Source organism: Methylorubrum podarium (assembly GCF_040270385.1).
Classification (GTDB): domain Bacteria; phylum Pseudomonadota; class Alphaproteobacteria; order Rhizobiales; family Beijerinckiaceae; genus Methylobacterium; species Methylobacterium podarium.
The window spans coordinates 1-10,651 of record NZ_JBELQE010000088.1 but is presented as its reverse complement, the minus strand read 5'-3'; the positions used below and the strand labels follow the sequence as shown (position 1 = coordinate 10,651).

Here is a 10,651-nt window from a genome sequence, read left to right as displayed (position 1 = left end):
GGGCCTGTCCCTCGACGGGGGGAGGGGGCGCCTCCTCCGGCCGGTGCTCGATGCGAAGCGCCTCGGCAAACGGCGGGAACCGGTTGCGGGCGAGATAGGACGGGTCCTGCCACTCGGGCAGGACGGGCAGCCGGTCGAGGGCGCCGTGGACGATCCGGCTGATCACCCGCGAGGTCAGCCCCTCGGTGGCGCCGTAGATCGGCTCGACCGCGGGCAGGTTCGCGAGCCCCGCCTCGTCGAGGATGCGCGAGGGGTGCACCATCTGCCGGGTGCCGTCCCAGAGGTCGATCCGCCCCGAGACGTAGCGGTGGCTTCCGACCGGCAGCATCTTCTCGATGCGCCCCCGCGGCATGCCGAAGAAGACGAGGCTGATATCGCCGGTCCCGTCCTCCACCAGCACCCGGAAGGCGCGCTTGCCCAATCCCGGCGGCCGGTGGGCCACCACGGTGACGCCCAGCGTCACGGGCTCGCCCGTCGGCGCGTCGCGGATCGAGCCGCAGAGCGGCCGGGCGACGCCGCTCTGGGGCAGGTGGAACAGCAGGTCGGCGACGCGGGCCGGCCGCTCCTCGGAGCCGAGCAGCTTCTCGATCAGCGGCGCGATCTTCGGCCCGACGCCGGGCAGGCCGCGGGCGGGGGCGAAGAGCGGGTCGAGGATGCTGGGGCGAAGGCCGGGGGCGTCGTCGCCACCGGAGCGGGGAGGGGCCGCCTCCGCACGGTGCCCGAGGGTCTGGCTGGTGTCCGAGGTCATGTGACCGGGTTCAAGGGCCTGTCGAGCGCGGGAATCCGAGACACCCTATACTCCGCTTCACCCCTCGCCCACATCTGCGCAGATGGCATCCGGCGCGTGCTTCTCACCGGTTCCTCCGGCCGGCTCGGCCGCTTCCCGGCGCGCGGACACCGCGCGCAAGCGCCGACGCACCGTTTGCCCGCGGCCGCACGCCCCTCTACATGCGGGTTCAGGATTCATAGGGGGACAGCCCATGTCCGGCACCACCCGCACCAGCGCCGACCTCGACCCGCGCCGCCGCCGCACGCTGTTCCGGGCGTGGCACCGTGGCATCCGCGAGATGGACCTGATCATGGGCCGCTTCGCCGATGCCGAGATCGGCGAATTGTCCGAGGAGGAGCTGACGCAGTTCGAGGCGCTGATCGAGGTGCCCGACCGCGACCTGTTCCGCTGGCTCACCGGCGAGGACGCGACGCCGGAGAACTACGACACCGCCGTGTATCGCCGGCTCAAGGCGTTCCATCGGCACGACGCGCCGATCCATAACTGAACATCGTCGGCATTCCTCGATTTCCCATCGAGTGCCGCGGCTCCCCCTCTCTCCTCTGCGGGAGAGGGTGGCCCGCGAAGCGGGTCGGGTGAGGGGAGCGACCTCTCCGGAAACGTCGCCCCCTCTCCCGCCTGCTCCGCAGGCACCCTCCCCCGCAGAGGGGAGGGGCTTTTTCCAGCCCCTTGTCCAAGAACCGATGGTCAAACCCCAGCCCAAGCCGCCCGCTCCCGCCCCGAAGCCGCAGACCGCGCGCTTCGCCCTGCCGAAATCGGCGCCGCTGACCAAGGCGCTCGATGCGATCCGGCGCGGCGACAGCCCGACGCTGGCCTCCGTCCCCGACGGCTTCGACGCCCTGGTGGCGGCCGACCTCGCCCGCGCGCTGTCGGGCACGTTCGAGGGGCCGGCGGTGCTGGTCCACGTCGCGCGCGATTCGGGCCGTTCCAACGCCTTCCAGAACGCCCTGAAATTCGTCGCCCCCGAGATCGAGGCGATGAGTTTCCCGGCCTGGGACTGCCAGCCCTACGACCGCGTCTCGCCGAACGCCGCCATCGCCGCCCAGCGCATGACCGCGCTCTCGCGGCTCACCCGCTCTCGCTCGTCGGAAGAGAAGCCGCGCATCCTCTGCACCACGGTGAACGCCCTGGTGCAGCGGGTGCCGCCCCGCGCCCGGGTCGCGGTCGAGACCTTCTCGGCGGCGATCGGCAACGTGGTGCCGATGGACAAGGTCGTCGCCTGGGTCGAGGCCAACGGGTTTCTGCGCACGGGGACGGTGCGTGACACGGGCGAGTACGCCGTGCGCGGCGGCATCCTCGACCTGTCGCCGCCCGGCCTGCCGAACCCGATCCGCCTCGACTTCTTCGGCGACACCCTCGAATCGATCCGCGCCTTCGATCCCGAGACGCAGCGCACGGTGGGGTCGCTCCGCTCCCTCGACCTCGTGCCGATGAGCGAGGTGCAGCTCACCACCGAGACGATCCGGCGCTTCCGGCAGGGGTATCTGTCGAGCTTCGGCGCGGCGACCCGCGACGACCGGCTCTACGAGACGGTGAGCGAGGGCCGGCGCTATGCCGGGCTCGAACACTGGATGCCGCTGTTCTACGACGGCCTCGACACCCTGTTCGACTATCTCGGCGACGTGCCGATGCTGTTCGACCCGCAGGTCGAGGAGGCGGCGGCCGAGCGGCTCGCCCTGATCCAGGACTACTTCCAGGCCCGCGAGGCGGCGCTGAAGAATCCTCAATCCGGCGTCGCGCCCTACAAGCCGCTGCCGCCGCGCGCGCTCTACCTCACGCCGAACGAGTGGAAGGGCAAGGTCGAGGCCGGCACGGTCGCGCGGCTGACCCCCTTCGCGCAGCCCGATTCCGACGCGCGCGCCGTGATCGATTGCGGCGCCCGAGCGGGTCGAAACTTCGCGCCCGAGCGGGCGGAGGAGGGGATCAGCGTGTTCGACGCCGCGGTGGCGCATATCCGCGACCTGCAGGCCTCCGGGCATCACGTGATCCTGGGATCCTGGTCCGACGGCTCCCGCGACCGGCTCTGCGGCGTGCTGACCGATCACGGCTTGAAAAAACCGATCGAGATCAACACCTTCACCGCGGTCAACGCCTTGAAGCGCGGCACCGACGTGGCGGTCGCCGTCTGGGGCCTGGAGGCGGGCTTCACCCTCGACCGGCTCGCGGTGGTGGCCGAGGGCGACATTTTGGGCGACCGGCTGGTGCGCCAGAAGCGCAAGTCCAAGCGGCCGCAGGACATCATCCTAGAGGTGCAGGCGCTCCAGCCCGGCGACCTCGTGGTCCATGCCGACCACGGCATCGGCCGCTTCGTCGGCCTCAAGACCGTCACGGCGGCCGGCGCGCCGCACGATTGCCTGGAGCTGCAATATGCCGGCGGCCTGCTGCTCCTGCCGGTGGAGAACATCGAGCTTCTGACCCGCTACGGCTCGGAGGATTCCGAGGTGGCGCTCGACCGCCTCGGCGGCGGGGCGTGGCAGGCCCGCAAGGCCAAGATGAAGCGCCGCATCCTCGAGATGGCGGGCGAGCTCATCAAGGTCGCCGCCGCGCGCTTCGTGAAGCCCGCCCCGAGCCTCAAGGCGCCGGAGGGCCTCTACGAGGAATTCGCCGCCCGCTTCCCGTTCGAGGAGACGGAGGATCAGGCCAACGCCATCGACGCGGTGCTCGACGACCTCAATGCCGGGCGGCCGATGGACCGCCTCGTCTGCGGCGATGTCGGCTTCGGCAAGACCGAGGTGGCTCTGCGCGCGGCCTTCGCCGCGGCGATCTCGGGCAAGCAGGTGGCGGTGGTGGTGCCGACGACGCTGCTCGCCCGCCAGCATTTCCGGACCTTCGCCGAGCGCTTCAAGGGCCTGCCGATCAACATCGCGCAGCTCTCGCGCTTCGTCTCGGCCGGCGATCAGCGCCAGACCCGCGCGGGGCTTGCCGAGGGCCAGGTCGACATCGTCGTCGGCACCCACGCGCTCCTGGCGAAGAACGTCGCGTTCAAGGATCTCGGCCTCATCATCGTCGACGAGGAGCAGCATTTCGGCGTCGCCCACAAGGAGCGGCTGAAGGCGCTCCAGAGCGAGGTGCACGTGCTGACGCTCTCGGCCACGCCGATCCCGCGCACGCTGCAGCTCGCCATGACGGGGGTGCGCGAACTCTCGATCATCGCCACGCCGCCGGTGGACCGGCTGGCGGTGCGCACCTTCGTGACGCCGTTCGACCCGCTCCTGATCCGCGAGGCGCTGCTGCGCGAGCGCTACCGCGGCGGGCAGGCCTTCTACGTCGTGCCGCGCATCGAGGATCTGGCGGAGGTCAAGCGCTTCCTCGACCAGGAGATGCCGGAGGTGACCGTCGCCGTCGCCCACGGCCAGATGGCGGCGGGCCAGCTCGAGGACGTGATGACGGCGTTCTACGAGGGCAAGTACGACGTGCTGCTCTCGACCACGATCGTCGAATCCGGCCTCGACATCCCGACCGCCAACACGCTGATCGTGCACCGGGCCGACATGTTCGGGCTCGCCGCGCTCTACCAGCTGCGCGGGCGCGTCGGCCGCTCCAAGGCGCGGGCCTACGCCCTGTTCACGACGCCGGCCAACCGCCAGCTCACGGCCCAGGCCGAGCAGCGGCTCAAGGTGCTCCAGAGCCTCGACACGCTCGGTGCCGGCTTCCAGCTCGCCTCCCACGACCTCGACATCCGCGGTGCCGGCAACCTGCTCGGCGACGCCCAGTCCGGCCACATCAAGGAGGTGGGCTACGAACTCTACCAGCAGATGCTGGAGGACGCCGTCACCGCGCTCAAGGCCGGGATCGAGGAGCCGGTGGAGGAGGCGTGGTCGCCGACCATCGCGCTCGGCGCCCCCGTCACCATCCCCGAGGATTATGTCGAGGATCTCACCGTCCGCCTCGGCCTCTACCGGCGCCTCTCGACCATCGAGAACGACGCCGAGATGGAGAGCTTCGGCGCCGAGCTGATCGACCGGTTCGGGCCGCTGCCGCCCGAGGTGGAGCAACTCCTCAAGATCGTGACGATCAAGATCCTGTGCCGCGAGGCGAACGTCGAGAAGGTCGAGGCGGGGCCGAAGGGCGTCGTCGTCCACTTCCGCGAAAAATCCTTCGCCAACCCGCAGGGGCTCGCCGCCATGGTCGTGGAGCAGGGCTCCTTCGCCAAGGTGCGCCCCGACATGAGCGTCGTGTTCATCCGCGAACTCGACGGCATTCCGAAGCGCCTGAAGGAGACGACGCAGATCATGCGCGGGCTCGTGACCATCGCCAAACGGGCCAGGAAGGCGGCGTGAGCGGCGCGGTCGCGGGGGAGCCGCAGGCTTCAACCTGCGCTGCGGGTTGAGGAAAATCTTCACGAGGCGGGTCATCCCGGATGACCCGCTAACAATTCCCGCGTTGTGAAAAATAAAATCGTGCCTTGATAAAGCTCCAATGAAATTGCATATCAGTTCTCATCGATGCGAGGCCGGATTTTATGGGCCGTGACGCCTCCGCAGGGCGGTTCTCATTTTCCTTCGTAATCGGTTGAACGACAGGGCCCGGCGCCGTGCGGCACCAGGGCCATTTGCTTGTATCCTGCGGAAGACGAGGACGTTTCGATGGCGACTGGTACCGTGAAGTGGTTCAACGAGCAGAAGGGCTTCGGCTTCATCCAGCCTGAGGACGGCTCGAAGGACGTCTTCGTCCACATCTCCGCCGTCGAGCGCGCCGGTCTGCGCGGCCTCGCCGAGGGGCAGAAGGTTTCCTACGAGCTGGAAACCGATCGCCGTTCCGGCAAGCAGTCCGCGGGACAGCTCCAGGTCGCGTAATCCGCGCCGAACGCCCCGAGATTTCGAAGCCGCTCCCACCGGAGCGGCTTCACGCTTTTCAAGGCCGCGGCCCGTTCCGAGCCCGGCACGATCAAGGATAGTCCGTGAGCTTCAGCAAACAAAACTCCTTCGACGACCGCCGCCAGAACTCCGCCGCCGCCCGGGAGGCCATGCTCGCCCGCTTCCGCGCCCGTCCCGCCCAGGACGATCCGGCCGTGCAGGCGCGACAGGCCGAGCGCCGCGCGATCGCGGTCGCCCGCGAGGAGCGGGTCCAGGAGCGCGCGGTGCAGCGGCGTCTCGAAGCCGAGCGGCTGGCCGCCATCGCCGCCGCGGAGCGCGAGGCGGAGGCGGCGCGCAAGGCCGCCGAGATCGAGGCCGCCGCCGAGCGCGTCCGCCTTGCCCAGGCCAAGCAGAAGGAAGAGCGGGACGCCCGCTACGCCGCCCGCAAGGCGAAGATCAAGCTGCGGCGCTGATCGCCCGCGGGCAACCGCGACCGCGCGCCGGGTTCGTCCGGTGCGCGGAAACCCGCCCCGGCGCGGCGTGGGGCCGATACGATCCCCGCCTGCGACCACGATCGGCTCTTGCCCGTTGTCCCGACGGGGCTCTCCTTCGCCGAAGCGGTCTTCACCGTCCGGCGGAAGCGTTCGAGGAGATACCGATGATGCACAAGTTCAAGCTCGGCCAGCGCGTCCGTCGCGCGCAATCGTCCCCCATCGACGAGCGGCTGGGGTTCGGCGCGGTCAGCGAGATCGTCCGCCTGATGCCCGACGATCCGACCGGCGAGCCCTCCTACCGCATCCGCTCGGGCTCGGCGGAACGCGCCGTGCGCGAGAGCGAGATCGTCGCGGCGTAATCGACTCTCGAAGCGCGGTCGCCTCTTGGACCGCGTACGAAAAAGGCGGACCTTTCGGCCCGCCCGTCATTGTCCCGTTATGGGAAAGCCCTACAGCTCCGGCTCGTTGAGCACGTAGGGCCCGATTCGGCTCTTCAGGTCGACCGGCGCACCGGGGCGGGGTCCCGCATCGTCCATCTCGATCACCGGGATGCCGCCGACGCGCATCTGCTCGCGCAGGCGGTTGGCCAGGGCGGCGATGTGCGGGTTCGGGCTGGCGGACAGCTGGAGGACGATCGCCGCGGGGCGGGCGATCACGGCGAGAACGTCGTCGGCCGCCTCGATCGAAGCGGTGACGCTCGCGTAACCGAGCCCGGCAAGGTCGGCGGCGAGAGAGCGATCGACGGCCCGGTGGCCATCGTCGACGACGAGCACTTGTTGCAGCGCACCCATAAGCTTCAGCGTTACCCCATGTCGTGCCTCGTGTGAAGAGGCACCCCGGATAACCCGCACGGCCACGATTGGTTCGCCGGCCATGCAGATGCAGTGACCATGGAATCGCTTGGATGAAGGCGCGATGAACTGCGCCGCACAGGCGGTGGACAACGCGGGCGGGGATTGCCGCGACGCCGTCAAGTCGCTGTCACAGATGACGTTTCAATCGCCGGGGCGAAGGCGCGCGGGGCGCGGGCGCCGCGCGTCGCGGGCCGGATTACGCAGGCGCAAAAATTTCCGGGGAAACCGCGGGTTCAGGCGTCTCCATCGCCTCGATCGCGGTGGCGAGGCCCGCGAACAGCACCGGCGCGTAGGCCGTCTCCTGCCAGGCATCGCTCGGCACGGTCGGCGGAGTCCCGCGCTGCAGCGCCGCCGCGGCGCTGGCTTGGCCGCGGAAGGCGAGGCGTCCGTCCGGGCCGTGCCGCAGCGCCATCAGGGTGGCCGGGAGCGCGAGGCGCTCCGGCTTGCCGAGCACCAGCGAGAGGTCGGCCGCGGTCCCGCGCCGGCCGGACAGCAGCGCCGTCTCGTCGAAGACGATCGTGTCGACCACCGTGTCGAGCCGCAGGCTCTGCGGTCGCCCGGCGGCGCGGCTGCGGCCGGGGAGGCGGGCCGGGGCACGGTGGACCAGGGCGACGGAGCGCAGATCCTCCGGCAGGTCGCGGCCGGCGAGATTCTTCTCGAGGAAGGCGGGGGCGACGAGATGGGTCGGCCCCGGCCGGCGCAGGGCCGCCGCGAAGGCGGCGCCGTCGAACAGCGGCATCGTCTCCAGGCTCGCGCCCGCGACGAGGGCGGCGCCGAGCCCGGTGGCGAGGCCGCGCAGGTCGTGCGGGCCGATCAGGCTGAGGATGCGCTCGCCGGGCGCGACCCGCATCGCCACGAGGTGGGCGGCCGCGGCCGCCACCACCGATTCGCCGCTGCGATAGATCGGCCGTTCGGGATCGCCGCCGACGAAGCTGACGATGCCGGCGGAAGCGGGGGCCGGTTCCGCCGGCTCGCCGGCCGGGCCGTCGAGGACGAAGCGGTCGAGGTTGATCACCCCGTCCGGCACGTCGGGGCCGAAGGCGGCGAGGTAGCGCAGGCCGAAATAGCGCGCGGCGACGGTGCAGAGGCGCTCGGCAGGCGCGGCCGAGCCGAGCCGGGCCTGGGTCAGCACCGCGCTCAGCGCCACGCCCTGCGCCGCCGCGAGCAGGCGCTCCTCGTCCCAGGAGACCGGCAGGAGGCAGGCGACGTGGCCGGCGGCCTCGACGGCGAGGATCGCCAGCGCACTCTCCGCCGAGCCCGGCAGGCACAGGCCGATGCGGCTTCCCGGAGGCAGGCGCCAGCTCCGCAGGCCGCGGGCGAGGCGCTCGACGATCTCGGCCGCGGCGGCGTAGGTCCAGGTGATGGCGGGCCGGTCGCTCCACGCCGGCTTGTCGGCGGGGTCGACCACCGCGATCCGGTCGGGATGGCGCCGGGCCGTGGCGGCCAGCAGGCTGCCGAGGCTGACGCGCCTCGGCGCGGCGGCCGGCGCCGGAGGCGGGGCCTCGGGCGACGCGTCCCGCGCGGTCTCTTGCAGAGCCCCCTGCAAGGCCCGTTGCAGAGCTCCCTGCAGAGCGTCCTGCAAGGCCCTCGGCGACGCCTCAGCCTGCGTGATAGCTCGTTGCGCCGACACTCGCGCCCGCCCTCGAAAACCACTCCCGGTGATGGGCAAATAGGGTTAAGCAAGACTTAACGTTTGGTGGTCCAAGGCGTCCCGCGTAGAGAATTGGCTCGAGGGGCACCCGCATTCGCCGGAGCACCCGAATTCCTATTGAGCATCTGACGGCGCGACCTGTAGGATCGCAGGCCGATGAGCCGGGGGCGGAGCAATGCTCGAACTTCTGCGGCGGCTGTGGGAGGTCGAAAACCTTTCGCCCCACGGCATCTGTCTGCTGTGGCGCCCGGAGCTGATCTGGACGCACGTCGTCTCCGACAGCCTGATCGCCTTCGCCTATTTTTCGATTCCCGTCGGGCTGGCCTACTTCGTGTCCCGCCGCCGGGACGTGGTGTTCGGCTGGATGTTCTGGTCGTTCGCCGTGTTCATCACCGCCTGCGGCGCGACGCACCTCATGGCGATCTGGACGCTCTGGGTGCCGGATTACGGGCTGGAGGCGGCGGTCAAGCTCTTCACGGGCCTCGCCTCCATCGGCACGGCGGTGGCGCTCTGGCTCCTGATGCCGAAGGCGCTGACGCTGCCGTCGCCGACCCAGCTGCGCCAGGCCAACGAGGCGCTGGAGGCGCGCATCCGTGAGCGCGACGCGGCGCTCGCGGCCCTGGAAGCGGCCATCGCCGAGCGCCAGCGCACCGAGGAATTGCTGCGCCAGAGCCAGAAGATGGAGGCGATCGGCCAGCTCACCGGGGGCGTCGCCCACGACTTCAACAACCTGCTCAACGTGGTGCTGCTCAACCTCGACCGGGTCGAGCGCGGCCTTCCCGAGGAGGGCCCTCTGCGCAGGCAGCTGCGCGACGCGGTGAAGGGAGCCGAGCGGGCGGCGACGATGACGCACAAGCTGCTGGCCTTCGCCCGCCGCCAGCCGCTCTCGCCGGTGAGCACCGACGTCAACGCGCAGATCGCCTCCTTCGCCGAGTTCCTGCGCGGCACGATCGGCTCGCGGATCCGGCTCGAGACCGACCTCGCCCCGGACCTGCCGCGGGTGAGCATCGATCCCAACCAGCTCGAGAACGCGATCCTCAACCTCGCGGTCAACGCCCGCGACGCGATGCCGGAGGGCGGCACGCTCACCCTGGCCACCCGGCCGCTGCCGGACGGCGACGGGCTCGCCGTCGAGGTGTCGGATACCGGAACCGGGATGCCGCCGGAGGTGGAGGCGCGGGCCTTCGAGCCGTTCTTCACCACGAAGCCGCTGGGGCAGGGGACGGGCCTGGGGCTCAGCCAGGTGTTCGGCTTCGCGCAGCAATCGGGCGGCAACGCCAGCTTCGTGCGCGGCGACCGGCCCGGCACCACGGTGCGTCTGTCCTTCCCGGCGCAGGCGCCCGCCGCGGCCCGCCCGGCGGCGACGCGTCCGGCCCCGGCCGCCGAGTCCGGCTTCGCGCCGCCGCTGCTGTCGCCGGTGGCGGTCCCGGGCTGAAGGACCGTCCCGGAGGGCGGGGACCGGACTGGATGCAACGCGCTAGGGCATCGTCGACGTTTTGCGTCCTCTGCTCACTCGGGCGCGGGCCCGCAGGGCGACGGGACGAAGGAGGGAGAGGGGAGGGATGACCGACAAGCGGACGGTGCTCGTCGTCGAGGACGAAGAGATGCTGCTCAACGCGGTGACCATGGAGTTCGAGGATGCCGGCTTCGCCGTGCTCAGCGCCGGCACCGCGGAGGAGGCCTACGGCCTGCTCCAGGTGGCCGAGCGGCTCGATCTCCTGTTCACCGATATCCGCCTGCCGGGCCAGCTCGACGGCTGGGACCTCGCCGAGCGCGCCCGCCTCCTCCATCCGGCGCTACCGGTCATCTACGTGACCGGCTACAGCGCCGAGCAGCCCCGGCAGGTGAGCGAGAGCGTGCTGGTGATGAAGCCCTACCGCATGACGGCGATCATGAGCGCCGCGCAGCAATTGGGGGTGGGGTGAGGATCCCTGCTCAAACGGTTTCCGGTTGATCACCTCGGTCAGAGCCTGGCCTGTCCCCTCCCCCTTGTGGGGAGGGGTTCGGGGTGGGGGTGGTGCAGACGGCACCGCCGCGCTCGATCCGGCACCACCCCCACCCCGAAC

At 70.8% G+C, this 10,651-nt stretch carries 10 protein-coding genes; 7 read left to right on the top strand and 3 right to left on the bottom strand.

From position 1 onward, the window contains the following. On the bottom strand, nt 1–748 hold a 748-nt coding region (locus ABS772_RS17120; RefSeq protein WP_350396001.1), incomplete at its 3' end, for an OB-fold nucleic acid binding domain-containing protein. A 232-nt stretch (nt 749–980) separates the two neighbouring features. On the opposite strand from ABS772_RS17120, the gene ABS772_RS17115 reads away from it, so the two are divergent. The 5 genes from ABS772_RS17115 to ABS772_RS17095 all read left to right on the top strand — a co-directional run bounded on the left by ABS772_RS17115 (nt 981) and on the right by ABS772_RS17095 (nt 6,439). Then, a complete protein-coding gene (locus ABS772_RS17115) occupies nt 981–1,277 on the top strand; it encodes an FAD assembly factor SdhE (RefSeq protein ID WP_056199677.1) in 297 nt (98 codons plus the stop codon). Between the two features lie 196 nt (nt 1,278–1,473). Continuing rightward, the gene (gene mfd, locus ABS772_RS17110; protein WP_350396000.1) at nt 1,474–5,070 is read left to right on the top strand and encodes a transcription-repair coupling factor; all 3,597 of its coding nucleotides are present in this window, start codon (nt 1,474–1,476) and stop codon (nt 5,068–5,070) included. A 306-nt stretch (nt 5,071–5,376) separates the two neighbouring features. Then, entirely contained in the window at nt 5,377–5,586 is a 210-nt protein-coding gene (locus tag ABS772_RS17105; RefSeq protein WP_238257473.1) for a cold-shock protein, read from the top strand. 104 nt (nt 5,587–5,690) lie between these two features. Further along, complete coding sequence (locus tag ABS772_RS17100) at nt 5,691–6,059, top strand: DUF6481 family protein (protein WP_350395999.1); 369 nt, start codon at nt 5,691–5,693, stop codon at nt 6,057–6,059. A gap of 185 nt (nt 6,060–6,244) precedes the next feature. Next, a complete protein-coding gene (locus ABS772_RS17095; protein ID WP_238257475.1) occupies nt 6,245–6,439 on the top strand; it encodes a hypothetical protein in 195 nt (64 codons plus the stop codon). A 90-nt stretch (nt 6,440–6,529) separates the two neighbouring features. On the opposite strand, the gene ABS772_RS17090 is transcribed toward ABS772_RS17095, so the two are convergent. Beyond that, nucleotides 6,530–6,871: a hypothetical protein gene (locus ABS772_RS17090; RefSeq protein WP_306423550.1), complete on the bottom strand. Its 342-nt coding sequence runs from the start codon at nt 6,869–6,871 to the stop codon at nt 6,530–6,532. Between the two features lie 259 nt (nt 6,872–7,130). Further along, a complete protein-coding gene (locus tag ABS772_RS17085; protein ID WP_350395998.1) occupies nt 7,131–8,564 on the bottom strand; it encodes a class I adenylate-forming enzyme family protein in 1,434 nt (477 codons plus the stop codon). A 196-nt stretch (nt 8,565–8,760) separates the two neighbouring features. Here ABS772_RS17085 and ABS772_RS17080 point away from each other — a divergent pair, with 196 nt between their 5' ends. After that, nucleotides 8,761–10,020 carry an ATP-binding protein gene (locus ABS772_RS17080; protein WP_350395997.1) on the top strand — a complete coding sequence of 420 codons (1,260 nt, stop codon included), beginning with the start codon at nt 8,761–8,763 and terminating at the stop codon, nt 10,018–10,020. 127 nt (nt 10,021–10,147) lie between these two features. Next, nucleotides 10,148–10,510 (top strand): response regulator, encoded by a 363-nt coding sequence (locus tag ABS772_RS17075; RefSeq protein ID WP_238257479.1) that lies wholly within the window; start codon nt 10,148–10,150, stop codon nt 10,508–10,510. The last annotated feature ends 141 nt before the right edge of the window (nt 10,511–10,651 follow it).

Bases quoted from the DNA above. Each gene is read 5' to 3' on its own strand.
- ABS772_RS17105 (WP_238257473.1), top strand. From the start codon at position 5,377: ATGGCGACTGGTACCGTGAAGTGGTTCAACGAGCAGAAGGGCTTCGGC.
- mfd (WP_350396000.1), top strand. From the start codon at position 1,474: ATGGTCAAACCCCAGCCCAAGCCGCCCGCTCCCGCCCCGAAGCCGCAG.
- ABS772_RS17115 (WP_056199677.1), top strand. From the start codon at position 981: ATGTCCGGCACCACCCGCACCAGCGCCGACCTCGACCCGCGCCGCCGC.
- ABS772_RS17075 (WP_238257479.1), top strand. From the start codon at position 10,148: ATGACCGACAAGCGGACGGTGCTCGTCGTCGAGGACGAAGAGATGCTG.
- ABS772_RS17080 (WP_350395997.1), top strand. From the start codon at position 8,761: ATGCTCGAACTTCTGCGGCGGCTGTGGGAGGTCGAAAACCTTTCGCCC.
- ABS772_RS17095 (WP_238257475.1), top strand. From the start codon at position 6,245: ATGATGCACAAGTTCAAGCTCGGCCAGCGCGTCCGTCGCGCGCAATCG.
- ABS772_RS17090 (WP_306423550.1), bottom strand. From the start codon at position 6,871: ATGGGTGCGCTGCAACAAGTGCTCGTCGTCGACGATGGCCACCGGGCC.